The organism is Salibaculum sp., assembly GCF_035270045.1.
Lineage (GTDB): Bacteria > Pseudomonadota > Alphaproteobacteria > Rhodobacterales > Rhodobacteraceae > Salibaculum.
In genome coordinates, this window is record NZ_DATFIP010000004.1 from 84223 (window position 1) to 109287 (window position 25065).

Consider the following 25065-nt stretch of genomic DNA (forward strand, 5'->3'; position numbering starts at 1 on the left):
GCTACCCGATGTCCGCTTGTCCTTCGGAGGGACCATGACCCGTTTCACCGCGCCGATCGCTGAACAGATCTGGGATATGAAATACCGCCTGAAAGAGGCCGATGGCGCCCCCGTCGACGCCACGGTCGAGGACAGTTGGGACCGGGTCGCGCACGCCCTCGCCGCTGTCGAGGATGACCCGGCAGAGTGGGAGCCGAAATTCCGTGCCGCCCTCGATGATTTCCGGTTCCTGCCCGCCGGGCGCATAACCTCGGGGGCCGGGACGGACCGGAGCGTGACGTTGTTCAACTGTTTCGTCATGGGCACGATCCCGGACACCATGGCGGGCATCTTCGACAGCCTGAAGGAGGCCGCGCTGACCATGCAGCAGGGCGGCGGGATCGGCTATGACTTCAGCACGATCCGCCCGCGCGGCGCCCTCGTCAAGGGCGTGGCGGCGGATGCATCGGGGCCCTTGTCCTTCATGGATGTCTGGGATGCGATGTGCCGCACCATCATGTCCGCGGGCAGCCGCCGGGGCGCGATGATGGCGACCATGCGCTGTGACCACCCCGATATCGAGGATTTCATCACCGCCAAGTCCGACGCCGCTCGGCTGCGCATGTTCAACATGTCCGTCCTGGTGAGCGATGCCTTCATGGAGGCGGTCAAGGCCGGCCACGCCTGGGACCTGCTCTGGGATGGTGCCGTGGTGCGCACGGTCAAGGCGCGCGATCTCTGGGACAGGATCATGCAGTCGACCTATGACCAGGCCGAGCCTGGCGTGATCTTCATCGACCGCATCAACCAGATGAACAACCTGAATTATTGCGAGACCATCGCGGCCACGAACCCCTGCGGTGAACAGCCCCTGCCGCCCTATGGCGCCTGCCTGCTGGGCTCGATCAACCTGGCGCGGCTGGTGAACAGTGCTTTCGAGGAAGATGCCGGGATCGACGAGACCGAGCTTGACGACCTGGTTGCCACCTCTGTGCGCATGATGGACAACGTCGTCGACGCCAGCCGTTTCCCGCTTGAGGCCCAGGCGCGGGAGGCCGAGGCCAAGCGCCGGATCGGTCTCGGTGTCACGGGGCTGGCCGATGCGCTGCTGATGTGCGGTATGCGTTATGGTTCAGAGGAGGCGGCGCGTCAGACCGAACGCTGGTTGCACGCGATTGCGCGCGCCGCCTACCGGGCGTCGGTGCAATTGGCCAGGGAAAAGGGCCCCTTCCCGTTGTTCGATGCCCAAGGGTATCTTGCCAGCGGCGCGATGCAGCAGATGGACGCGGACGTGCGCGCCGAAATTGCCGAACACGGTATCCGCAATGCGCTGCTGACCTCGGTCGCGCCCACGGGGACGATCAGCCTCTACGCTGGCAATGTCTCTTCGGGGATCGAACCGGTCTTCGCCTACAGCTACACGCGAAAGGTGCTGCAAAAGGATGGCAGCCGGACCGAGGAAGAGGTGGTGGATTACGCGGTGCAGATGTATCGCGAGAAGTTCGGCGAGAAGGCCGATCTGCCCGATCATTTCGTCAACGCCCAGACGCTGGCGCCGATAGACCATGTACGCATGCAGGCGGCGGCGCAGAAATGGGTGGACAGTTCCATCTCCAAGACGATCAACGTCCCCGAGGATATTTCCTTCGATGATTTCAAGGACGTTTACATGCAGGCTTGGGATACGGGCTGCAAGGGCTGCACAACCTACCGGCCCAACGACGTGACGGGCAGCGTCCTTTCCGTGGGATCGTCGACCGGGGGAACCAAGGCAGAGGACGCCCCGGCCGACTCCCCGACCGAGACGCGGCCCGAGGTGCTGGACGATGCCAACGCGGGCGATGTGATCTACATGACCGAACCGTTGGACCGGCCCACCGAGCTTGAGGGCGCGACCTACAAGCTGAAATGGCCTGACAGCGAACATGCCATCTACATCACCATCAACGACATCGTGCATGGCGGCCAGCGGCGGCCCTTCGAGGTCTTCATCAATTCCAAGAACATGGAGCATTTCGCCTGGACCGTCGCGCTCACCCGGATGATCTCGGCGGTGTTCCGGCGCGGGGGAGACGTGTCCTTCGTCGTCGAGGAGTTGAAGGCCGTCTTCGATCCGCGCGGCGGCGCCTGGATGCGCGGCCGTTACGTGCCCTCGATCCTCGCGGCCATCGGGGGTGTGATCGAGACGCATATGATCTCGATCGGCTTCCTGGCGGGCGAGGGGCTGGGCCTGAAGGCGGACCCTCAGGCCGATGTTGTCAACATGAAGCCCAAGAGGGCCTGTTCGTCCTGCGGCAGCTACGACATGAGAATGATCGAGGGTTGCATGACCTGCGCCGCCTGCGGTTATTCCAAGTGCGGGTAGGTGTCATTGCGGGCGTATTTTTGTCGTTGCGGGCATAGTTATGCCAAATCGGCCGATTTTACTGCCACGCGTCGGCGAGAGTTTTGCCAGAGCCTTTAATGCTCTGTGAAGCTTAGACTTTTTAGAAGCAGATTTTGGCCTCTGAAATCTGGCCCTTCAGACTAAGATTGTGCGCCAACACCGGCACGTGTGCCCGGCGCGGCCCTCTTGATGAGGCCGCGCCGGGCAACCCCCGTGCCGGCGGTAACGCGGACGCCGGAACCGAAAACATCTGACCGGAGCAGGGATCTTCTGACGCGGCCCATGGCGGGCCCGCGCATTCCACCAGGAAAAGTGATGATCCCATGAAACACATTCCCGATATCCGTGCCCTGCTCCGGCACATGAACAAGGCCAGCGATTTCATGCGCTGGCTGCGCGTGGAGGGTAACAGCCTTGTCGCCGCGGCCGAGCGTCTGGGCGGGCGCAAATGGGCCACCAGAGCCAGCGCCATCGTAGAGGCAGCGAAAGCTGGCAACGATCTGGCTGCCCGCTGTGGCGAGCTTCATGCGCTCACCGATGCGGTGCGGAAAGACCTTGTCCGACTACTGCAGGTCGATGACGAGGATTGCCTGACCGCCGACCCAAGCCCCGCGTCTCGGCGATCGCGCTTGTAGCTGTCATCGGCTGTTGGTCATTGACCCTTGGCCCAGGACTGGCATTCGCGCCGCGAGAGAAGCACTTCCTGTCAGGGCGGCAAGGCGCCTGATTGCTGCGGGGCTTCGCGCGACGGTATTCCTCCGGGCCTAATCGGATACCGCCAGCGTGATCGGAAACACGCCCCTTGTCGTCATCGTGGTGCTGGGCAGATGGGGGATGCCCCCTGCGCCACGGGCCGCTGCGCTGATCTCGGGGCGCCACGCGACCCCTCGGACGCGGCGGCGCCGGTCAGGATGAACGCGCACCCCACGGGCGGGACCATTGCGGGGCGTGACCCGGCCACCAACGTCGTGGACGCGGACCTGAAGGTGCACGGCCTGGCCAATCTGCATGTCTGCGGCGGCTCGGTGATCCCGCGGGGTGGGACGGCGATAGTGACAACGGTGATCGTGCAACTTGCGCTGCGGCAGGTCGATATCGACGCGGTGGCGACCTTCATCGACCCGGTGCTTTCCCGGGGCCGGATTTCATAGCAAGAATTTGACATGTGAATGGTCCGGCAGCATTGTCACCTTGGGGAAAGGGAGAAGTGTTGTGTTTAGGCGATCTGCCAGCGTTCGCATCGGTTTGTCGGGCACGGGGTTCATCGCGTCCGGCTTGGTGCGGGTATTGTCCGCGCAGCCTGAACGCTATCGGATCACGGGCGTTCTGACGGATCGCCCCGCCGCCGAGGTGACGCCCTGCTTTCCCGATCTGCCGATCTGCCAAGATCCCGAACAGTTGCTGGACGATTGCGACGTCGTGATAGAGTGCTCGGGCACCGTCGGGCGGGCGGCCCGGTTGGCACGCGCCGCCGTGGCGCGCCCGGTCCCTGTGCTTACCCTCAATGCCGAGTTCCAGGTCACTCTCGGCGCGGCCTTCGCGGAGTACGGCACGGTGGTCGAGTCCCAGGGCGATCAGCCCGGCAGCCTGGCCGCCCTGCATCGCGAGGCCCTGCTGATGGGGTTCGAGCCGCTTGTCTACGGATCGCAAAAGGGGTTCCTCGACCCCGATCCCGACCCCGCCGAGATGCGCCGTTGGGCTGCTCGGCAGGGTATCTCGCTGGCCGCGACCGTGGCTTTCACCGACGGCACCAAGGTCCAGATCGAGCAAGCGTTGGTGGCCAACGGGCTGGGCGCGGAAATCTTGTGTTCCGGGCTGGCCGGTCCGACGTCAGAGTCCCTGATCGACGGGGCCGAGCGCTTGGCACGGATGGCCGAGGCCCGTCCGGCCGGGGGCGCCCCGATCTCGGACTACGTGTTGCAGCCGGGCGGGCGTGGGTCGGTCTTCGTGGTTGCGCGGCACCCGTCGGACCCGGGCCACCTGGCCTATTACAAGATGGGCACGGGCCCCTATCACATGCTCGAACGCCCCTATCATCTGGGGCACTACGAAGTGCCCGTGTCGCTGGACCAGCTTCTGTCGGGGCAGCGGGGGCTTCTGACGGCGGGCACGGAACAGACCCAGTCGGTGGGGGCGGTTGCCAAGCGCGACCTTCCGTCCGGATATCGGGTGGCACGGGCCATTGGCAGTTTCGATTTTCGCGGCACGGCCCTGCGTTTCGCCGAGATGCCCGATCACATGCCCATCGGCCTGATGGAGGCCTGCGTGCTGCGCCGTCCGGTGACGCGCGGCCAGGTGCTGACCTGGGACGACGTGGAACTGACCGATGGACTGGCGGCGGAACTGGCGGCACAAGTCTACCCGGCGCCATCCTCTGTCTCGGTGATGTAGACGAATGTCGGGTGCCGGTGCCTGGGCTCGGACCTGTCCCACGGGATGTCGGGGCGCTTGCGTTTCATCAATTCAGGGTCGGGCAGGCGAAAGCGCTCGCGCGTCGTCCGGCGGCGGTACGGGCCCGTGGTCGCCTGGAACGGCGCCTCGTGCCGGGGCCGCGCGCCGCCCGGTCTTCACCGGATACGCCGATTGCGCGCGCGTCATGAACGGCTGGGTCGGAGCCGACCCCGCAGATCTGCCGGTGGTCTTTCCCGGTTGGGACATCACGCCGCGTCACGGCGCGGCAACGGGTGCCAAATGCCGATGCTATTCTACTAAGGGCTGAAGTATCGTATCCAGTTGCCGTGCTATACTCTCAGGTGACAGCTGTGCAGCCAAAGAGTTCATTATATTGCGGGCTTTTAACCACTCCGGGCTATCTGTGCCATGTATCGCAGACTCAAGTACATTGTATATGTCTATATCATCGTTGGCGTCTACGAAATAAGGGTAATCTGTACCAAGAAGATCAACTGCGTCATAAGCATCGCGATTGATGATGATATTGGCTCCACAAGCGGCAGCATTCGCTGCTTTGGTGAGTGGCTTGAAAATTGTTTTTCCAATATCGACGCAGGGCTTTCTCACGCAGTAATGAAGCCTGTATTTTGAAAGCCTATTCAATGTGTCAGTGGTAGGCTCAGCCGTTCCATCAATCGAATATATCTTATTATTGATCGCTTCCGGGATGTAAGTATTTTTGGATGCGCCCCAGTAGGCAGTGCGCACCGGACCTGTGGTTGGCGCACACCTCGGCAACCGACAATCATAACCATGAGGAAGGAAAGCTACAGAGCCCGAGTTCGAGAGCCTCTGTGTGCGCTCCATGTATTGATACTGTGCTTTGCTTGCGCAAACATGAATACCAGCTCCCCGCATCGAGACTGACTCCAAGTCCGCGTCAAGGTAATCGAATAAAACGCCCTTGGCGCGCCACCTCAACACTTCGATAGAAACTGGATGAAGCCTTTCCATGCACTGTTTGGTGACAAAATAAATTGCATCGCGTGGGCATGTCGCCATCCATGCCAACTGATGACCTGTCGTGAAAGCTCGTTTTGGGTGACGTTTGCCAGACAAGGGCATTCGCAAAGCCTTGCATTCAAATTTATCCCCAAGGTAACGACGCGAGATATCGCATAGCTGATTGCCCCGCAGCAGAGTGCTGCTCCAGGCATTGGCATTTGACGGGACCAAAAATATCAACTGCATGGTCGCCAATTAAAAATCCGATTCATTTTGCTTTTCTATCTACTGACATTCCTCAAACAAGATGCCAATTGGGGGAATATTTGCCTGAAACGGCGCGCGGATCAAGTGATTGTCGCCTACCGCTTCAACCTTCGTCGCGATTTCGCACGGATTGATTGGGGCGCGCGGTGAATCCACGTCACTTCGGGCCGAGATTTTCTTTGTCGATGCGGCGGAGGGACGTCTGCGGTGGCCGATTCCAGTGGCGGGCCTGGTCACGGTCACGTGCATGACGGCGGGGCCGGCGGGCTTGGAACTATGCCAGTTGGATGGTGATGTGGCCCGGGTATGACACACGACACGGGCCTCGGAACGGTATCGCACCCTCGCGGTCTGATCGGCGACGGACGCGCCGCTGATCAGCGACATCGCCCGCGTTTTCCGCAGGGCAAAGGGCATCGAGAAGGTGGGGTTTTGCAACGGGACCGTCACCTGGACCTGAGCCCCCCGGCGCGGGCCGCGCCAAGCGCGTTCATACGGCGCACATGTTCCGGGCGTATTGCTTGAAAACCGGGCATCTTGCCGCTGTGTCACCGCCGGAGCGGGGGTGCGGCGGCGGCTGCGGTGGTGGTCCGGGCGCGCCGCGATAGGGTCGGGCGGGACTGCCCAAAGGACCATGCAATGACCCTCCAGACCGTCCCGGCAATGCCACAGGAGCGAAGCCGCGGCGCCGCCCACGTGGCGCTGCGCGCCGGGCCGCGGCGGGGCCGCCTTGACCGGTTGCACCAGTCGGGCTCAGCCAAGGCTTTCGTGCATCCCGGCGAGATGGGCCCCGAGGTGGTATTTCTGAACACCTCGGGAGGGCTGACGGAGGGCGACCGGTTGACCTGTCGTCTTGACCTTGGCGCGGGCGTGCATGCGACCGGCACCACCCAGACCGCCGAACGCGCCTATCGCAGCCCCGGCGGGTCGGCGGCCGTCGAGGTGCGGCACAGGGTCGGCCCCGGGGGACATCTGGACTGGCTCCCGCAGGAGACGATCCTGTTCGATCGCAGCGACCTGCGGCGCGAGACCAGGATCGACCTGGCCGCGGATGCGACTTGCTTGATGCTGGAAATGCTGGTGCTGGGCCGTGCCGCCATGGGCGAGCGTCCGGCAGCTCTGCACTTGCGCGATACCCGCCGTGTCCTGCGCGACGGTCGGCCACTGCTGGTCGAGCCGCTGCATATCACCCCGGCGACGTTGCCCGCCGGTCCGGCCGTGCTGGAGGGTGCCCGCGCCATTGCCACGGTGGCACTGGTCGCCCCCGGCGCGCCGGACGCGCTGGCCCCCGTCCGCGCGGCGCTGGACGAGCCGGGCACGCGCGGCGGCGCCTCGGCCTTCGACGGCAAGCTGCTGATCCGGTTGATGGCCGTCGACGGCTGGCCCCTGCGCCGCCAGGTCGTGCGATTGCTTGAGGTTCTGCGGCCCGGCCCGCTGCCGCGCGTCTGGCAGACATGATCCCCACCCGACAGAAAAGAGCCCCTCGATGAACCTGACCCGACGCGAAAAGGACAAGCTGCTGATCTCGGTTGCCGCAATGGTGGCACGCGGGCGCAAGGCCCGCGGTGTCAAGCTCAACCACCCCGAGGCCATCGCGTTGATCTCGGATTTCGTGGTCGAGGGGGCACGCGAGGGCCGTAGCGTCGCCGACCTGATGGAGGCAGGCGCCCACGTGGTGGCCGCCGATGATTGCATGGCGGGCATTCCCGAGATGATCCCCTCGGTCAAGGTCGAGGCCACCTTTCCCGACGGCACAAAGCTGGTGACCGTTCACGACCCCATCCGCTGATTTGCCAAGTTACCCGCAACCCCTCAGGACAAGGACCGATCCAATGCGTTTTCTTCTGCCCCTTCTGCTGATGCTGCCGAGCCTCGCGCAGGCCCATACCGGCGCGCACATGCACCCGCATGGGATTGATGCGGTGTGGCTGATGCTGGTCGGACTGCTTGCACTGGCCGGGGGCTACGCCATCGGGCGGGGCCGCAAATGATCCCCGGAGAGGTCTTTCCGGCGCAGGGCGAGATCACTCTGAACGCGGGCGCCGATGTCACCGTGCTGGAAGTCGCCAACACCGGCGACCGACCGGTCCAGGTAGGCAGTCACTATCACTTTGCCGAGGCAAACTCCGGCCTGTCCTTCGATCGCACCGCCGCGCGGGGTCTGCGGCTTGACATTCCAGCGGGCACGGCGGTGCGCTTCGAGCCGGGCCAGACCCGCGAGGTGCGCCTTGTGCCCTACGGCGGGGCGCGGCGCGTCTTCGGCTTCAACCAGCAGGTCATGGGAGATATCTGATATGCCACGCACCCTGTCCCGCGCCCATTATGCCAGCATGTACGGTCCCACCACAGGCGACCGGCTTCGGCTGGCCGACACGGAACTGGTGATCGAGGTCGAAAAGGATTTCACCACCTACGGCGAAGAGGTGAAGTTTGGCGGCGGAAAGGTGATCCGCGACGGGATGGGCCAGTCTCAGGCGACCCGCGCCGAGGGCGCGGTGGACACCGTCATCACCAATGCGCTGATCCTCGATCATACGGGCATATACAAGGCCGACGTTGGCCTGCGCGACGGGCGGATCGCCGCCATCGGCAAGGCTGGCAACCCCGACACCCAGCCCAATGTGGATATCGTCATCGGCCCGGGGACCGAGGTCATCGCCGGCGAGGGCAAGATCCTGACCGCCGGGGGCTTTGACGCGCACATCCACTTCATCTGTCCCCAACAGGTCGAGGACGCGCTGCATTCAGGGATCACCACCATGCTGGGCGGCGGCACCGGCCCGGCCCACGGCACGCTGGCCACCACCTGCACGCCCGGCCCCTGGCACATCGGGCGGATGTTGCAGGCCGCCGATGCGCTGCCGATGAACCTCGCCTTCGCGGGCAAGGGCAACGCCAGCCTGCCCGGCGCGCTGGCCGAGCAGGTCCGCGCCGGGGCTTGCGCACTCAAGCTGCACGAGGACTGGGGCACCACGCCCGGCGCCATCGACTGCTGCCTGTCGGTGGCCGAGGACATGGACATCCAGGTGATGATCCATACCGACACCCTAAACGAGAGCGGCTTCGTCGAGAACACGTTGGCGGCCTTCAAGGGCCGGGCCATTCACGCCTATCACACCGAGGGCGCGGGCGGCGGCCATGCCCCTGACATCATGAAGGTCGTCGGCACGCAGAACGTGCTGCCCTCTTCGACCAATCCGACCATGCCCTATACCGTCAACACAATCGAGGAACACCTCGACATGCTGATGGTCTGTCACCACCTCGACAAGGCGATCCCCGAGGATGTCGCCTTTGCCGAAAGCCGCATCCGGCGTGAGACCATCGCCGCAGAGGACATTCTGCACGACATGGGCGCCTTCTCGGTCATTTCCTCGGACAGCCAGGCCATGGGCCGCGTGGGCGAGGTCGTGCTGCGCTGTTGGCAGACCGCCGACAAGATGCGCCGCCAGAGCGGCCGCCTGCCAGAGGAGACCGGGGAGAACGACAATGCCCGCGTCAAGCGTTACATCGCGAAATACACGATCAACCCGGCAATCGTGCACGGGTTGAGCACGCATATTGGCAGCATCGAGGTTGGCAAGCGCGCCGACCTGTGCCTCTGGGACCCTGCCTTCTTTGGCGCCAAGCCAGACATGGTGGTCATGGGCGGGTCCATCGTGATGGCCCAGATGGGGGACCCCAATGGCTCGGTCCCCGCCGAACCGGTGCACGCGCGGCCCATGTTCGGGGCGCTGGGCCGGGCGTTGGAGCGGTCTTCGGTCACCTTTGTCAGCGGCGCGGCCCATGACGACGGGATCGGCGCCGCGCTCGGGCTGGCAAAGGACACCCTGCCGGTGTCGAACACCCGCAGCATCGGCAAGCGCGACATGATCCACAACAACCTGACACCCGAGGTCGAGGTCGACCCCGAGACCTACGAGGTGCGCGCCGATGGCGCGGTTCTGACCTGCGCGCCGGCCGAGGAGCTGCCGCTGGCGCAACGCTATTTCCTGTTCTGAGGAGGCCCCACCATGCCAGAGTCCGATCTGACCGAACTGCCCGTGGCGCGTGCGCTGCTGTCGGCGCCGGTGCCTGACGTGGCCGATACCGTTCTGCTGGATTATGACGGGCGGCTGTTGCGCCGCAAACGGCTGGTGGGGCAGGGCGGGCTTGCCTTCCTGGTGGACCTGCCCGACCTGACCAACCTGGACGATCACTGGGGCCTTGTGCTGGGCGATGGGCGGGCGGTGGCCGTCGCGGCGGCCCCCGAGGATCTGGTCGAGGTGCGCGGCGATCTGGCCCGTCTGGCCTGGCATATCGGGAACCGGCATACGCCATGCCAGATCGGCGTCGATCACCTGGTGATCCGCCGCGATCCGGTGATCGAGGCGATGCTGGCCCGGCTGGGGGCGGACCTGGGCCCCGTCACCGGCCCCTTTCGCCCGGAAGGCGGCGCATATGGCAAGGGTCGCACCATGGGGCACGACCATGGCCACACGCATGAACACGGACCTGGCTGATGCTGACGCCCGCGCACTTGAAAGTGGTGCAATGGCTTTCGCCGGCCTTCCCGGTCGGCAGCTACGCCTATTCGCACGGGCTGGAGGCCGCCATCGCGGCGGGCACGGTCGCCGATGCGCCCGCTTTGGAGGCCTGGCTGGGCAACCTGCTGGACTTTGGCGCTGGCTGGCAGGACGCGGTCCTGCTGGCGCACGCCCTGGCCGGCGCGGCCGAGCCGACGGACGATCTGGCGCGCGCGCTCCAGCCCTGTGCCGAACGCCTGCAAGAGACGCGAGAACAGGGCATGGCTTTTGCGCGGACGGTGGCCGGGATCACCGGGCGCGACATGCCCGCGCGGTTGCTGCCCGTGGCGGTCGGAGAGGCTGCCGCGCCGCTTGACGTGCCTGCCGAAGACGTGATCGCGCTTTATCTGCAGGCCTTCACCGGCAACCTGGTGACGATTGCGACGCGTCTTGTCCCGTTGGGCCAGACCGAAGGACAGGCGGTGTTGGACCGGCTTGCGCCGCGCTTGCCCGGGATCGCCGCGCGGGCTGCCGACGCCCCGCTCGAGGCGCTGGGCGGATGCGCGCTGGCCGGGGATCTGGCCGCGATGACCCATGAAACGCAAGAGGTGAGGATCTGCCGCACATGACCACATCATCCATGAATGGCCCGCTGCGCGTGGGCATCGGCGGCCCCGTGGGGGCTGGCAAGACGACCCTGACCGAGGGGTTGGCGCGAGCGTTGGCGCCACGCTGCTCCATGGCGGTGGTCACCAACGACATCTACACGCGCGAGGATGCCGAGGCGCTGATGCGCGCGCAGGTACTGCCCGGCGAGCGCATCCGGGGGGTCGAGACGGGCGGCTGCCCGCATACCGCGATCCGCGAGGATGCCTCGATCAACCTTGCCGCCGTGGCCGAATTGACCGAGGCCTTTCCGGATCTGGACCTTGTGCTGATCGAATCCGGGGGTGACAACCTGGCGGCCACCTTCAGCCCGGAACTGGCCGACCTGAGCATCTATGTCATCGACACCGCCGCAGGTCAGGACATTCCGCGCAAACGCGGACCGGGGCTGGTCAAATCGGACATGCTGGTGGTCAACAAGATCGACCTTGCGCCCCACGTGGGCGTCGATACCGACCGGCTGGAGGCCGACACACGGCGGGCGCGGCAGGGTCGGCCGCACGTGTTGGCCCAGCTGAACCGTGGTGTGGGGCTGGACCGCGTCGTCCGGTTCCTTGTCGCGGAAGGGGGCTTGCCAGTCGCCCTCGACAGGGCGTCCTGAGCGTGCGCGCCCCGCTGCCAGAACAGGCGCCGCACCCGGGCGCCTGGACCGAGACATGGCGTCCAGACCGGCGGCAGGAGGGCCGAATTGGGGGTGAAACGCAAAGCTGCTCGGCATTTGATCCAAGGAGAAATGCCTTCATGGACGCAATGACGCCGGAGAAAAGTGCATTTAAACATAAAAATTCAGGCCAAAAGCCGATAATCACGGTCTACGGCTGAGACAATCATCTAATCCGTTGCAATCCGGCCTCCGGATTGCTTTAGTCTGGAAACGCAAGTGCAGCGACAAGCTGCCAGGTAACAGGGAGACACGGCTTGGCCGATGGTGCATCCAACGATGCGTTCGTGGAATTCGAACGCGTGCAGAAAAGCTACGACGGCGAAATGCTCGTCGTCAAAGATCTCAACCTCGACATGCCACGTGGCGAATTCCTGACGATGCTCGGGCCGTCCGGCTCGGGCAAGACGACCTGCCTTATGATGCTTGCCGGCTTCGAGACCGCGACCCACGGCGATATCCGGCTGGGCGGCAAGTCGATCAACGACATCCCGCCGCACAAGCGCGGGATCGGCATGGTCTTCCAGAATTATGCGCTGTTCCCACACATGACGATCGCCGAGAACCTGTCCTTCCCGCTGGAAGTGCGTGGCATGGGCAAGTCCGACCGCGAGGAAAAGATCAAGCGCGCGCTCGACATGGTCGAGATGGGCGACTTCGGCGGCCGGCGCCCGGCGCAGTTGTCGGGTGGCCAGCAGCAGCGGGTCGCGCTGGCCCGCGCGCTGGTGTTCGAGCCCGAGCTTGTGTTGATGGACGAGCCGCTTGGCGCGCTCGACAAGCAGCTGCGAGAGAAGATGCAGTTCGAGATCACCCACCTGGCCCACAACCTCGGGATCACCACGGTGTACGTCACCCACGACCAGACCGAGGCGCTGACCATGTCTGACCGGGTAGCCGTTTTCGACGACGGCCGCATCCAGCAGCTGGCCCCGCCTGACGAGCTTTACGAGAGCCCGCAGAACAGCTTCGTCGCGCAGTTCATCGGCGAGAACAACACGCTCGAAGGTACCATCAAGGAAATCAAGGGCGAGACCTGCATCGTGGAACTCGACGATGGCGAGATCATCGATGCCAAACCCGTCAATGTCGACAAGGTCGGCGACAGGACACTCGTTTCGATCCGCCCCGAACGGGTCGAGATCGACCAGTCGCGCCTGCAGGAAGGCGCGCACACCCTCGATGCCGAGGTGCTGGAGTTCATCTACATGGGTGACATCTTCCGCACGCGGCTTCGGGTGGCCGGGCAGGATGATTTCATCATCAAGACCCGCAACGCCCCAGATCAGCAACGCCTTGAGCCGGGCCAGAACATCAAGATTGGCTGGCTGGCCGAGGACTGTCGTGCGCTCGACCTCTGAACGTGGTCGGGTGCATGTCAAGCGTGGAGCGGCCCAGACCCGGTTGCCGGTCCCGCAAACCCAATGAAACCGGGAGACATACGGGAGTATGAAATGAAACTTCTCAAGACACTTACCGCGACGACCGCGCTTTGCGCCGCTGGCTCCATGGCCGGCGCCGAAGCCCACATGGTCGACGACATGACACTCGTCAGCTGGGGCGGCGCCTACCAGAACTCGCAGATCGAGGCCTATGCCAAGCCCTACATGGAAATGAATCCCGACGTTTCGATCACCTGGGATGAATCCTCGAACGAGGCCGTGGCCAAGCTGCGCGCCATGAACGAGGCCGGCAACATCACCTGGGACCTGGTCGACGTGGTCGCCGCCGACGCGCTGCGCCTTTGCGACGAAGGCCTGGCGATGGAAGTGGACCACGATGAACTCCTGGCGCCCGCGCCCGATGGCACCGACGCCAGCGACGACTTCGGCGACCTGATCGTCAGCGACTGCTTCATCCCGCAAATCGTTTATTCGATCACCTTCGGCTATCGCTCGGACATGGTGCCCGAGGGCGTCGACGCCCCCGACGACATCTGCGACGTGTTCGATCTGGAGACCTATCCGGGCAAGCGGTCGCTTGAATCGCGTCCGATCAACACCATGGAATGGGCGCTGCTCTGCGATGGTGTGCCCAAGGACGAGATCTACGACGTGCTGGCCACCGAAGACGGCCAGGATCAGGCGCTCGCCAAGCTGGATACCATCAAGGACGACGTGATCTGGTGGTCCGCCGGCGCTGACACGCCGCAGCTGCTTGCCGATGGCGAGGTCTTCATGGGCTCGACCTACAACGGGCGCCTCTTCTCGGCGATCGAGGAGCAGGATCAGCCGATCGAGATGATGTGGGACGCGCAGGTCTTCGACCTTGACGGGTGGATCATCCCCACCGGCCTGTCCGACGAGCGGCTGGCCCGTGTGGAGGACTTCCTCTACTTCGCCACCGACACGCAGCGTTTGGCCGACCAGGCGGCCTACATCTCCTACGGTCCGGCCCGTGACTCCTCGGCGCCCTTGGTCGGCGACCATGCCGAACTGGGCATCCCGATGGGACCCCACATGCCGACTGCCCCGGCCAATAGCGAGAATGTCTTCGTGTTCAACTACGGCTTCTGGGCCGACTATCGCGACGACATCGACGCCAAGTTCCAGTCCTGGCTGGCCCAGTAAGGGCTTGCCTTTCGGAGGGGCCGGCAAGCCGGCCCCTCCACACTTCCAATTCGTTTGGACCTTTAAGAATACAGACCGGAAATCCGGCAGATCGACGGGGAAACGATGAGTGATAGCACAGATACCGGCCCGGTGCTGGCCGCCGACGGCTCGCCGCTCAAGCAAAGTCTGGCCAAGGCCCTACGGCGAGAGAAGTTGCGCGCCCTCGCGCTGATCGCGCCATTGCTGTTTTTCGTCGTGCTGACCTTCATCATCCCGATCCTGTCCATGCTGTTCCGTTCGGTCGAGAACCAGATCGTGTCGGACACTCTGCCCGGCACCGTCGCGGCGATCCAGGACTGGGACATCGACAGCGGTGAGGCGCCCGACGAACTGGTGTATCAACATCTCTTCATCGACCTTTTCAATGCCGAGGAGGCCAAGGAGCATACCAAGCTCGGCTCGCGCCTGAATTACGAACAGACCGGGCTGTCGTCGCTGTTCCGGAGTTCGGGCCGCAATGTCGATGACATCGGCGAGGCCTTTCAGGACCCGCTCGAAGAGATCGATCCGGCCTTCGAGGAGGCGGATTTCTGGTATGACATGATGAACGGCGCGGGCGGCGAGGGCCTTTTGGAGGAACGCCGCGGCATGTGGGAGGCGCAGGAAGGCGACCCCCTGGAAGGTGACGTCGGTTTCGTGCCCTCGCAGGCCATGATCGACCTGCTGCCCTGGACGACCACCGCCTATACCGACTTCGCCATCTGGACGGCCCTCGTGGACGAGGATGTCGTGGCCGAGGAGGAGCCCTGGGAAGCGGTTTATGGTGCGCTGGGCATGGACCTGCGCAATCCCGAAACCGTCGCCGCCATTGCCGATTACGACGGTCCCGGCGCCGCGCAACTTCAAGCGGTGGTCGCCAATCTAGACAGGTTGCCCGAGACGACCTTTCGCGAAGCCTTCGCCGAATTGGACGAGGATTGGCTTGACCCCGAGGTCTGGGGGACGATTTCCGTCTACTCGCCCAACTACACGCCGGGGTATTTCCTCACCGCCATCGACATGAAGCTCGGGACCGACGGGGTCGAGGCCCAGCCCGAAGACCGTCAGCTCTATATCAAGCTGTTCAACCGGACGCTCTTCATGTCGCTGGTCATCACCGGGTCCTGCATCCTGCTGGGCTACCCGGTGGCCTGGCTGCTGGCAAACCTGCCGCTGCGCACGGCCAACGTGTTGATGATCCTTGTCCTGCTGCCCTTCTGGACCTCGCTCCTGGTGCGGACGTCTGCGTGGAAGGTGCTGCTGCAACAACAGGGGGTCATCAACGAGATCCTCGTCTGGCTGGGCTTCGTGGATGATGCCAACCGATTGATCCTGATGAACAACCAGACCGGGACGATCATCGCCATGACGCACATCCTGCTGCCGTTCATGATCCTGCCGCTCTACTCGGTGATGAAGACCATCGACCCGTCCTACCTGCGGGCGGCCAAGTCGCTGGGTGCGACCAACTTCGTGGCCTTCTGGCGGGTCTACTTCCCGCAGTCGGTTCCGGGCATCGGGGCGGGCTCTATCCTCGTATTCATCCTGTCGATCGGCTACTACATCACGCCCGAGATCGTCGGCGGCACCGATGGCGTCTTCATCTCGAACCGGATCGCCTACCACATTTCCAGCTCGCTCAATTGGGGCCTCGCGGCCGCCCTGGGCTCTATCCTGCTGGTGGTGGTGCTGGTGCTTTACTGGCTCTACGACCGGATCGTCGGTATCGACAACGTGAAATTGGGGGGCTGATCTCATGAGCACTTTGACCGTGAACGTGGAACGCCCGCCGCTGCTGACCTTCACCATGCCCGTGGTGGCCGTGCTGGGGGCCTGCTTCGGCTTCGTTACCGGAAACATCTTTGGCGAGGCCTGGCTGGGTTTCGCGAGCGGGGCCGTGATCGGCGCCATCCTCGCCGGTATCCTTGCACGGATCGTCCAGGTGCGGCTCTGGCAGAAGATCTGGGGCACCTGCGCGCTCTTTGCGATCGTCGGCCTTGTCGCGGGTGGCCTGGGCGGCCTTGTGGGCGGGGCGGTCATGGGCCTGTCGATGGGCTGGTTCGGCACCTGGATCGGGTCGGGGCAATATCGCGCCGGCGTGCCGATCTACTACACCGCCGGGCAAACGCTCTGGCACAACATCTTCCTGTTCATCTGTGCCTTCGTGTTTTTCTTCCTGATCGCGCCGCTGATCCCGGTCATGTGGCTGAGCTTCAATGCCGAGAATTTCTTCACGTTCACCCCGGAAATGCTGGCTTTCCAGGCCGAGGGCTACAGCCTGAAGCACTACCGCGAATTCTTCAGTGGCGGCGGCCACCCGGTACAGGGCATCCTTTACGGCGTGGTCATTGGCGCGGTCCTGGGCGGGCTGGTGCAATTGCTGCCCAACGCCCAGCGCGGCCTGACCAAGATTCTGGTCTACGGCGTTGTCGGTGCGCTGATCGGCGTCGTGGTCGGCAAGATGTGGGGCGTTTCGGGGGCCGAGTGGATGACCCCGCTCAAGAACTCGCTGATTATCGCACCCTTCGCGACATTGATATCGGTCAGCCTTGGGACGCTCGCCGCCATCGGCCTGTCGCAGACCCATGTGCCCGGGCGTCAGGCGATCATGGCTATCCTGATTTCTCCGATGATCGTGCCGCTGATCATCTCGGCGACCGGCATGTTCTTCTTCTACGCGCCGCTGGGCAACTGGCTGCAGGCGAACCTCGGCCTGAACCAGACCTTCGTCGGCTACGTCAAGGTGATCCTGGCACACGCCGCGCTCGGCGTGCCGTTCGTCATAATCACCGTGACGGCCACGTTGGTCGGCTTCGACAAGTCTCTGACACGCGCGGCGGCAAACATGGGGGCAAACCCCGTGACGACCTTCTTCCGGGTGCAGATGCCGCTGATCCTGCCCGGGGTGATCTCGGGGGGGCTCTTTGCTTTCATCACGTCCTTTGACGAGGTGGTGGTCGTGCTTTTCGTCGGGTCCGCCCAGCAGCAGACCCTGCCGTGGCAGATGTTTACCGGGCTGCGCGAACAGATCAGTCCGACAATCCTCGCGGCGGCGACGATCCTGGTGACCATCTCGATCTGCCTGTTGACGACCGTGGAGCTTCTGCGGCGCCGTTCCGAGCGACTGCGCGGAATGAGCCCGGGCTGAGGATTGTCGCAGGACATGCAGCAGGGGGCCGCGCCAAGGGGCGCGGCCTTTTTCCGTTCAGGGCAGGACCGACAGCCAGACCGTCGCGCTGAGCATCGTCAGACCCGTCCCGATCAGAACCGCCGAAGCTGCAACGCGCTTGGCCACGCCGTAGAGATTGGCGAAGAGATAGGCGTTGACGCCCGGTGCCATGGCCCCCGTAATCACGGCCGAGCGCAGGGCCTCGTTCGAAAGGCCCATGACCCGGCCCAGGCCAAGTGTGATTGCCGGATGAAGCAGCAGCGAAATCGCGCAAACGTAAAGGATCACGCGCATGTCTCCCTCGGGGCGATAGCGATGCAGCACTCCACCAAGTCCGAAGAGGGCCGCCGGAAGGCCCGCTCGAACCAGAAGGTCGACAGCATCGGTCAGCACCGCCGGCAGGGCGATCCCGGCCAGGTTCACCAGGAAGCCTGCGCCGATCCCCAGCACCAGCGCGTTGGACAAGATCGCCCGCAGCGCCTTGCCCGGGAGTGCGCGCGCCGAGGTGCCGCCCGCCCGCGCAATCTCCATCGCGGTGATGCCCAAGGCATAGCAAAAGGGCGCGTGCAGGGCGATGATGGCGTAGTTCGATGTCAGCGCGTCGGCGCCATAGGCCCGCTCGGTGATCGGCAGGCCCAGCAGTAGCGTGTTCGAGAACAGCCCGATAAACCCGATGGCGACGCTTTCTTCCCAGTCGCGCCGGAACAAGAGCCGTGCCCCGGTCAGTCCGGCCAGGAACCCCGCCAACGCCCCGCAGTAGAACGACAGCAGCAGCGGCCCGTCAAAGTCCCGGCCCAGGTCGAGGGTCGCGATCGCCCGGAACAGCAGCAGCGGAATGGCGATGTCCTGGGCAAATTTCATCAGCCCGTCGATGCCGCTGTCGGTCATCCATCCGCGCCAACGGGCCAAGTAGCCGACTCCCACCACGAGGAAGACCGGCAGGATGACCGTGGCCAGGGGCGCCATGTCGCCTCAGTCCTTCAGGGACAGGACCATCCCGTCATGGGCGGGTATGACATTTGCGGGTGTCTCGGCATCCACCGTTGCCCAATCCAGGTCGATGTGCATGTTGGTCAGCACCGCGCGGTCCGGCGCGGCGCGCGCGATCCATTCCAGGCTCTTGGCAAGGTGGGCATGGGTCGGGTGCGGGTCACGGCGCAGCGCGTCGAGGATCCAAAGGTCCAGCCCCTCCAGGTGTGGCCAGGCCGCGTCCGGAATATCGGCGACGTCGGGCAGGTACGCCGCGTTGCCGATACGGAACCCGAGCGCCTCGATTGATCCGTGATCCACCGCGAAGGGTGTGAAGGTGATCGGCCCGCCCGCGCCCTCTATGGTCACGTCGCCGTCAATGGTGTGGAGGTTGCAGATCGGCGGATAGGGCGATCCTTCGGGCTGCACGAAGGCATAGCCGAAACGCGACAACAGCTGCTGGCCGGTATCGCCGTCGGTCCAGACCGGCAGTTGGCGCCGCATGTTGAAGACGATCATGCGCAGGTCGTCCAACCCGTGTACGTGGTCGGCATGCGAATGGGTATACAGCACGGCGTCGAGTTCGCCGATACCCGCGTCCAGCAACTGCTGACGCAGGTCGGGCGAGGTATCGATGAGCACCCGTGTAACGCCGTTCGGCCCCTGCTGCGTGACCAGCAGCGAACAGCGGGTGCGGCGGTTGCGCGGATCGTCGGGATCGCAATCTCCCCAGTGCCCGCCCAGGCGGGGCACGCCCCCCGAGGAGCCGCAGCCCAATATGCGCAGACGTGTTTCACCCATCAGGCGGCTGCCTGCCAACGGGCGGCCTTTGCAAACAGCCGGTCGAAGTTATCCGTCGTTTGCCGGGCGAAATCGTCATAGTCCATGCCGAAAACTTCGGCCCCGACCGCGGCGGTATGCGCGGTGTAGGCCGGTTCGTTGCGGCGTCCGCGATGCGGCGGCGGCGCCAGGTAGGGGCTGTCGGTTTCCACGAGAACCCGGTCCACCGGCGCCGCGGCAAAGATGTCGCGGACCTCTTGCGACTTGGGGAAGGTCGCGATGCCGGACATGGACAGGTAGAACCCCATCTCCAGCGCCGCGCACGCCAGCTCAGGGCCAGAGGAATAGCAGTGCATGACGCAAGGATAGGCGCCGTTGTCATAGCCCTCGCGCAGTATCGCGGCCATGTCCGTATCCGCGTCGCGGGCATGGATGATCAGGGGCAGCCCGGTCTCGCGCGCCGCGTCGATATGGACGCGCAGGGATTGCCGCTGCGCTTCGGCGCTGTCGGCGGTGTAGTGGTAATCAAGCCCGGTTTCGCCGATGCCGACGAACTTGGCGTGCCGGGCCAGCGCGACAAGGTCATCGACCGCTGCCAGCGGCTCCTCGGCGGCGCTCATCGGGTGGGTTCCCGCGGCGTAGAAGACGGGGTCATGCGCTTCGGCGATGGCGCGGACCCTGGGTTCATGGCGCAGGCGCGTGCAGATGGTGACCATGCGCGCCACGCCTGCCGCCTTTGCCCGTGCGATGACATCGGGCAGTTCGCCCTCGAAATCGGGGAAATCAAGGTGGCAATGGCTATCGACGAGTCGCGCGTGGGTCATTTCACCCCGTCAGGCTGTGGTGGTATTCGCGGTGGTGCTTTGCACCGTCTGCTCGATCCTGAACAGGGTATCTAGAATGAGAAGGGCAGGGTCAAGGTTGACGGCCTTGCCGTGGCGGGTGCGATCCGAGACCTCTTGCGCGAGGTCGGCCCAGGCACGCGCGGCGCTGGCATCGGGGGCGAGGCGGGCCAGCAAGCGGGCCTCCCCGGGGGCGGCCTGGTCGGTTGGGGGTCCCTCCAGCCCGGTCCGCGCGGCCCGCGACAGGAACCGGTCGATCAGGTCCAGCGTCAGCGTGAAGCGGGCATCGCTGCCCCGGCCCGCGCTGGTTTCGGCCAGCTTGATCGCCCTTGGCCGGTCGAACCCGGCGGGCGCGTCAACCAAGCTGACCAGTTCGCCATAGATTGCCAGCCCGTCGAGGTTGACCAGGCGGATCGCCTCGCCCACCGAGCCGCCGGTAAGCGCGGCCAGCGCCGCGGGGGCGTCCGTGTGGCTGTCGGCCTGCGCCAGGGCGTGTCCCATGTCGTCGGGGGTCAGCAAACCGCAGCGCAGCACCCGGCAGCGCGACCGGATCGTCGGCAGCAGCCGAGACGGCTGATGCGCCACCATCAGCACCGTGGCCCCCTCGGGCGGTTCTTCCAGCAGCTTGAGGATTGCGTTGGCGGCGTTCACGTTCATCTCGTCGGCGGCGTCCACGATCACCACCCGCCGACCGCCATCGGCGGCGGACATGCCGAAGAACCCGCGCAGCTTGCGGACCTCCTCGACCGTGATCACGGTCTTGAGCTTTTCGGTCTTTTCTTCCCAGGCCCGCCGCAGCACGAACAGCCGCGGATGCGCGCCCGAGGCCAGAAGCCGCATGTCGGGGTGTTCTGGATCGACATCCAGCCGGTCAGGCTCTGGCGGCGCATCGCCGAACAGCCCGTCCTCTGTCTCCGCGCGGGGTTGCGACAGAAGGAACCCGGCAATCTTCCAGGCCAGCGTCGCCTTTCCCACGCCGCGCGGCCCGGTGATAAGCCACCCCGAGTGCAGCCGCCCGGTGTTGAAACTGTCCAGGAACTCGGCCTCGGCGGCCTGCTGGCCATAGAGGGTGCGAGTCTCGCGCGGGTGCGGTGCGCCCTCGACCTGGTCGGGCAGGGGGCGGTCCTCGGGGGCAGTGGCCATCAGGCCCCCTCGCGCGCGGCCAGCTGCGCGGCGACCTCGGCGGCCACGGCCTGCGCATCCCGGTTCCCGTCGATGACCACGCAGCGATCCGGGTGGTCCCGGGCCAGGTGAAGAAAGCCATGGCGCAGCGTTTCCTGGAAGCCGAGTCCGAATTCCTCGAAACGGTCCTCGCCCGAACCGCGGGCCAGGCCGCGATCCAGCGCGAGGCCGGGGTCCATGTCGATGACAAAGGTCAGGTCAGGTTCGCGCCCGATCATCAGCGCGTGCAGGCGATCCACCGTGGCGCGCAGCGCGCCACGGGTGGCGCCCTGGTAGATGCGGGTGGAATCGGCGAAGCGGTCGCAGATCACGGTCCTGCCCGCGGCCAGCGCGGGCTGGATGGTCTTTTCGAGGTGGTCGCGTCGGGCGGCGGTGAACAGCAGGATCTCGGTCTCGGCCGACCAGCGGTCAGTGTCCCCGGTCAGCAGCAGCCGGCGGATCTCCTCCGCACCGGGGCTGCCGCCCGGTTCGCGGGTCAAAACGGCGTCGGGCAGCCGGTCGGCCAGCAGCCGCGCCTGGGTGGATTTGCCCGAGCCGTCGATGCCTTCGAAGGTGATGAACATGCAGGGCCGCCCGGAAATGCCTTGATCTCAGGCGCCTTCCTCGGGCCCGGTCCCCTCGTTGTCAAGGAACTTGGCCACCAGCACCTCGGCGGCGACCCGCAGCCGCGAGGCGAAGCCGCCGCGCGCCACGTCCTCGTCCGCAACCAGTGGGGCGCGCGTTTCGGGCAGATCGCCAAGCCGGATCACCAGTTCGGCGATTTCGTCGCCCGCGGTGATCGGGGCTTCGACGGGGCCGTTGTAGATGACTTCGGCCTCGATGTCGCGTGATGCCGTCAGGGGAACCAGCATCGACAGGTCCTCTTTCACCGAGAGACCTACGAAGGGGCGTTCGCCCATCCAGACCTCGGCCTCGGCCAGCCGTGTCCCGGCTTTGGCGACGCCGCGTTCGGCGAACTGACGGAAGGCCCAGTTGATGATCTTCTCGGCCTCTTCGGCGCGGGCCCGGGCGGTTTCCAGTCCCGTGATCGCGAAGATCACGCGGCGATCGCCCTGCTTGGCGCTGCCCACGAGGCCATAGCCTGCCTCCTGGGTATGACCAGTCTTGAGTCCGTCGGCCCCGATCTCCAGCCCCAGCAACGGATTGCGGTTGCGGACGTTCTGCGGCGCGCGGCCGTCGAATTCGTAGCGCTGTTCGGCGAAGAGCGGGTAGAAGGTCGGGAAATCGGTGATGAGCCGGTCGGCCAGGACGCCCAGGTCATGCATTGACATGCGCTGGCCCGCCGCTGGCCACCCGTTGGAATTGATGAAGGTTGAACTCATCATCCCCAGGTTCTCTGCGCGGGCGGTCATCATGCGAGCGAAGCCCGCCTCGGTGCCATCCGGCGACAGCGCCTCGCCCAGTACGCAGGATGCATCGTTGCCCGAGAGCACCACGACCCCGCGCAGCAGGTCCTCGACCCGGACCCGGTCGCTCGGATCGAGGAACATCGTGGAGCCCCGGTATTCGAAGCAGTGCTGAGAAACGGGCAGCACGTCATCCACGCCCAGGCGCCCGTCGGCAATGGCTTCGAAGGCCATGTAGAGCGTCATGAGCTTGGACATGGAGGCCGGCGGCAGCGGCTGGTCCGCGTTCTTTTCCAGCAGAACCGTGTCGGTGGTCTGGTCCAGCACGTAGGCCGCCTCGGCGCGGGTGTCGAAACTCTGCGCCAGCGGGGCTTGCGCCACGGCGAGCACGAGCACGGCGGCCAGCAGAAAAGGCGTCGGAATCAGGCGGATCATGGCGTGTGCGTCCTTGGGCGCCAAGGGTGATCAGTTGGTGACGAAATAGGCGTCAGAGAACCCCATGCCGCGCACTTGCTCGCGGATGGCGGCGCGGTCCCCGGCAGAGGACGCGGGGCCCACGATCACGCGCCAGAAGGTCCGGCCCTGGCTTTCCTGTTCCAGGACGGTGGGCACGATGCCGTTGCCGCGAAGCCGGTCGGCGGTGCGGGTGGCGTTTGCCTCGATCGAGAAGATGCCGATCTGGACATAGGGTTTGTCCAATTCGCCGGCGGAGGCCGGGACAGGGGCAGGGGCTGCGGCGGGCGCGGTGGCGCCGGCGCCAGCCTCGGCGGCCTCGATGGCAAGAGCCGCGCCGGCGATCGGGTCCGTCTCGGCGTTCTCGTCCAGCGGGGCGGCGCTGATTTCTTCGGGGCTGTCGAAATCGGCAGTCGGGTCCGGATCAGGCTCGCTCACCTCCTCGCGGCGCAGTGCAGTCACCTGGAGCTCGGTCGGACTCCCGGCCAGCATTTCCAGGGCTTCGGCGGCATCCGAGGAAACCTGAAGCCGCGGCCCGGGCGTGTCGCGCTCGCGACGGAACAGGGCGCCTATCACGAAGCTGCCATTCTCCTCGTTGCGGATGATGACCCGTTCGGGGGTATCGACACCGGGATGTGCCACCCAGACCCCGCCCAGCGAGGGGCGCCCGTCCCAAAGACCGGGTTCGGTCACCTGGAAGACCTCGGGCGCCTCGACGTCGCGTTCGACCAACTGGACCGACTGGCCCTCTGCCGCGCCTGCCTGCGCATTTGCTTCGCCCGGTGCCGTCCCCGCGCCAGGGCCGAATCCCTCGAAGCCGTCGCAGCCCGCGAGGGCGATCAGCAGGGCCCCGGTAACCAGGAACCTGCATGCGGATGTTCGATGTGTGCCTGTCATGTCTTGCCCTTGTTCCCGCGCCGGCTGCCCGGTCTTCTGGTTCGGTGGTCCGGTCCCGCCATTGGTCTGCCGGTCCTGCAGCGGATCGCCAGCGACTCCATCCACACGGATCGGATCTGCCGCGCCCCTGTTTGAGTGACAGTAGCCCGCCGTGCCGTTTTGTGAAAGCACTGTTGAGGCGGTTCGGCGGATTTCCACACCTCGGTTTGCGCTTCCAGAATCGCTCGCATCCCCTTACTCGGACCTGACACAGGAGGAGTGGCAGAGTGGTCGATTGCACCGGTCTTGAAAACCGGCGTGCGTGAAAGCGTACCGTGGGTTCGAATCCCACCTCCTCCGCCAAGTAAGTCAGGCAAGCTGTTGAAACGGAGTCATTTTTTCTGAAGTAGAATACGCTCATCCCCCAGGATGTCCCTCACGCTCGCGTGGACCGGCTCGGAACATCTTGCATTGCCACGGCTGAGATCGGAGAAAACGGGAGCAGGGCCAGAGTCGCTCTGCAAGCAGGATCCAGTGCCACAGTTGACCGACGAGCCTGCAGTGGATACCCAGAAGCCGTCGGGGCTACCTTCCACTGTCGGGTCGAGCGGTGTCGCATCACCCCTCGCCGTCGGTTTTCTCGAAAACCGGGCCCCGACAGCCCACCCTAACCGCCTGCCCATCCGTTCGATGTACTAGAAGACCTGCGCGGCAGAAGCCGTCAGCTGCAATAGGCCAAAAGATCAAACAGTCTTTGTCACGTTTTGCGTCGCCACTCTGCGAGCGAAACGACACCTGTCGCCTGTTGTGTCTCTTGCCACGCGGCCCGCTCGGCTGTGGCCCGATCCTGCCCACCACAAAATTCACGGATTGCGGCGCGTTCTTCATAAAGGTCGCGGGCGAGCTCCTCCGGCGTCATTTCAGGATCGGGGGCGCGCACAGTTCCTACTTTTCCTACAGTTCCTACTTTTCGGGTCTCGCCCGCCTCCCGAGTAGG

Annotated in this window: 24 protein-coding genes, 1 tRNA gene and 1 pseudogene; 17 read left to right on the forward strand and 9 right to left on the reverse strand. The window is 65.0% G+C overall.

The annotated features are described in order from the left end of the window. Window positions 1–34 precede the first annotated feature (34 nt). The 4 genes from VJ897_RS01100 (at window position 35) to VJ897_RS01115 (ending at window position 4756) form a co-directional block, all read left to right on the forward strand. Window positions 35–2344 (forward strand): adenosylcobalamin-dependent ribonucleoside-diphosphate reductase, encoded by a 2310-nt coding sequence (locus tag VJ897_RS01100; RefSeq protein WP_324052425.1) that lies wholly within the window; start codon window positions 35–37, stop codon window positions 2342–2344. Window positions 2345–2688: 344 nt separating this feature from the next. Continuing rightward, complete coding sequence (locus VJ897_RS01105; RefSeq protein ID WP_324052426.1) at window positions 2689–3000, forward strand: hypothetical protein; 312 nt, start codon at window positions 2689–2691, stop codon at window positions 2998–3000. 192 nt (window positions 3001–3192) lie between these two features. Further along, the gene (locus VJ897_RS01110) at window positions 3193–3516 is read left to right on the forward strand and encodes a GMC oxidoreductase (protein WP_324052428.1); all 324 of its coding nucleotides are present in this window, start codon (window positions 3193–3195) and stop codon (window positions 3514–3516) included. Between the two features lie 61 nt (window positions 3517–3577). Beyond that, entirely contained in the window at window positions 3578–4756 is a 1179-nt protein-coding gene (locus VJ897_RS01115) for an SAF domain-containing protein (protein WP_324052430.1), read from the forward strand. 309 nt (window positions 4757–5065) lie between these two features. Here the strand turns inward: VJ897_RS01115 and VJ897_RS01120 are convergent, their stop codons facing one another. Next, window positions 5066–6010: a hypothetical protein gene (locus VJ897_RS01120; protein WP_324052432.1), complete on the reverse strand. Its 945-nt coding sequence runs from the start codon at window positions 6008–6010 to the stop codon at window positions 5066–5068. Between the two features lie 660 nt (window positions 6011–6670). Here VJ897_RS01120 and VJ897_RS01125 point away from each other — a divergent pair. The 12 genes from VJ897_RS01125 to VJ897_RS01180 all read left to right on the forward strand — a co-directional run bounded on the left by VJ897_RS01125 (window position 6671) and on the right by VJ897_RS01180 (window position 17599). After that, entirely contained in the window at window positions 6671–7489 is an 819-nt protein-coding gene (locus VJ897_RS01125) for an urease accessory protein UreD (protein ID WP_324052434.1), read from the forward strand. Between the two features lie 28 nt (window positions 7490–7517). After that, window positions 7518–7820: an urease subunit gamma gene (locus VJ897_RS01130; RefSeq protein WP_324052435.1), complete on the forward strand. Its 303-nt coding sequence runs from the start codon at window positions 7518–7520 to the stop codon at window positions 7818–7820. Window positions 7821–7863: 43 nt separating this feature from the next. Continuing rightward, on the forward strand, window positions 7864–8022 hold the full coding sequence (locus VJ897_RS01135) for a hypothetical protein (RefSeq protein WP_324052437.1): 159 nt from the start codon (window positions 7864–7866) through the stop codon (window positions 8020–8022). Beyond that, the gene (locus VJ897_RS01140; protein ID WP_324052438.1) at window positions 8019–8324 is read left to right on the forward strand and encodes an urease subunit beta; all 306 of its coding nucleotides are present in this window, start codon (window positions 8019–8021) and stop codon (window positions 8322–8324) included. Before VJ897_RS01135 ends, VJ897_RS01140 begins: the two co-directional genes overlap by 4 nt. Window position 8325: 1 nt before the next feature. Next, window positions 8326–10032, forward strand: coding sequence for an urease subunit alpha (ureC, locus tag VJ897_RS01145; RefSeq protein WP_324052439.1), 1707 nt, complete (start codon window positions 8326–8328; stop codon window positions 10030–10032). 12 nt (window positions 10033–10044) lie between these two features. Next, window positions 10045–10533 carry an urease accessory protein UreE gene (locus VJ897_RS01150; protein ID WP_324052441.1) on the forward strand — a complete coding sequence of 163 codons (489 nt, stop codon included), beginning with the start codon at window positions 10045–10047 and terminating at the stop codon, window positions 10531–10533. Beyond that, entirely contained in the window at window positions 10533–11165 is a 633-nt protein-coding gene (locus tag VJ897_RS01155) for an urease accessory protein UreF (protein WP_414706642.1), read from the forward strand. Before VJ897_RS01150 ends, VJ897_RS01155 begins: the two co-directional genes overlap by 1 nt. After that, a complete protein-coding gene (ureG, locus tag VJ897_RS01160; protein ID WP_324052443.1) occupies window positions 11162–11803 on the forward strand; it encodes an urease accessory protein UreG in 642 nt (213 codons plus the stop codon). The genes VJ897_RS01155 and ureG overlap by 4 nt, the downstream gene beginning before the upstream one ends. 317 nt (window positions 11804–12120) lie before the next feature. Next, the gene (locus tag VJ897_RS01165) at window positions 12121–13221 is read left to right on the forward strand and encodes an ABC transporter ATP-binding protein (RefSeq protein WP_324052444.1); all 1101 of its coding nucleotides are present in this window, start codon (window positions 12121–12123) and stop codon (window positions 13219–13221) included. A gap of 93 nt (window positions 13222–13314) precedes the next feature. Continuing rightward, window positions 13315–14430: an extracellular solute-binding protein gene (locus tag VJ897_RS01170; protein ID WP_324052446.1), complete on the forward strand. Its 1116-nt coding sequence runs from the start codon at window positions 13315–13317 to the stop codon at window positions 14428–14430. A gap of 105 nt (window positions 14431–14535) precedes the next feature. Continuing rightward, window positions 14536–16203 (forward strand): ABC transporter permease, encoded by a 1668-nt coding sequence (locus tag VJ897_RS01175; protein WP_324052448.1) that lies wholly within the window; start codon window positions 14536–14538, stop codon window positions 16201–16203. A 4-nt stretch (window positions 16204–16207) separates the two neighbouring features. Then, window positions 16208–17599, forward strand: a complete 1392-nt coding sequence (locus tag VJ897_RS01180) for an ABC transporter permease (RefSeq protein ID WP_324052450.1) — start codon at window positions 16208–16210, stop codon at window positions 17597–17599. Window positions 17600–17656: 57 nt separating this feature from the next. Here VJ897_RS01180 and VJ897_RS01185 read toward each other — a convergent pair whose 3' ends face one another. From VJ897_RS01185 to VJ897_RS01215, 7 genes are read right to left on the reverse strand one after another with little or no spacing between them, the layout of a single operon-like run. After that, window positions 17657–18586: an AEC family transporter gene (locus VJ897_RS01185; protein ID WP_324052452.1), complete on the reverse strand. Its 930-nt coding sequence runs from the start codon at window positions 18584–18586 to the stop codon at window positions 17657–17659. A 6-nt stretch (window positions 18587–18592) separates the two neighbouring features. Continuing rightward, window positions 18593–19390, reverse strand: coding sequence for an MBL fold metallo-hydrolase (locus VJ897_RS01190; RefSeq protein WP_324052453.1), 798 nt, complete (start codon window positions 19388–19390; stop codon window positions 18593–18595). Beyond that, complete coding sequence (locus VJ897_RS01195; RefSeq protein ID WP_324052455.1) at window positions 19390–20193, reverse strand: TatD family hydrolase; 804 nt, start codon at window positions 20191–20193, stop codon at window positions 19390–19392. Before VJ897_RS01195 ends, VJ897_RS01190 begins: the two co-directional genes overlap by 1 nt. 9 nt (window positions 20194–20202) lie before the next feature. Continuing rightward, window positions 20203–21354: a DNA polymerase III subunit delta' gene (locus VJ897_RS01200; protein WP_324052457.1), complete on the reverse strand. Its 1152-nt coding sequence runs from the start codon at window positions 21352–21354 to the stop codon at window positions 20203–20205. Then, window positions 21354–21956 carry a dTMP kinase gene (gene tmk / locus VJ897_RS01205; protein ID WP_324052459.1) on the reverse strand — a complete coding sequence of 201 codons (603 nt, stop codon included), beginning with the start codon at window positions 21954–21956 and terminating at the stop codon, window positions 21354–21356. The genes VJ897_RS01200 and tmk overlap by 1 nt, the downstream gene beginning before the upstream one ends. A 27-nt stretch (window positions 21957–21983) precedes the next feature. Beyond that, window positions 21984–23174 carry a D-alanyl-D-alanine carboxypeptidase family protein gene (locus VJ897_RS01210; RefSeq protein ID WP_324052461.1) on the reverse strand — a complete coding sequence of 397 codons (1191 nt, stop codon included), beginning with the start codon at window positions 23172–23174 and terminating at the stop codon, window positions 21984–21986. A 30-nt stretch (window positions 23175–23204) separates the two neighbouring features. Next, window positions 23205–24089 carry an SPOR domain-containing protein gene (locus VJ897_RS01215; RefSeq protein ID WP_324052463.1) on the reverse strand — a complete coding sequence of 295 codons (885 nt, stop codon included), beginning with the start codon at window positions 24087–24089 and terminating at the stop codon, window positions 23205–23207. Window positions 24090–24341: 252 nt separating this feature from the next. Here VJ897_RS01215 and VJ897_RS01220 point away from each other — a divergent pair. Next, window positions 24342–24431: transfer RNA gene (locus VJ897_RS01220), tRNA-Ser, on the forward strand. A 394-nt stretch (window positions 24432–24825) separates the two neighbouring features. Here the strand turns inward: VJ897_RS01220 and VJ897_RS01225 are convergent. Next, a pseudogene (locus VJ897_RS01225) lies at window positions 24826–25065 on the reverse strand (hypothetical protein); the annotation flags it as partial.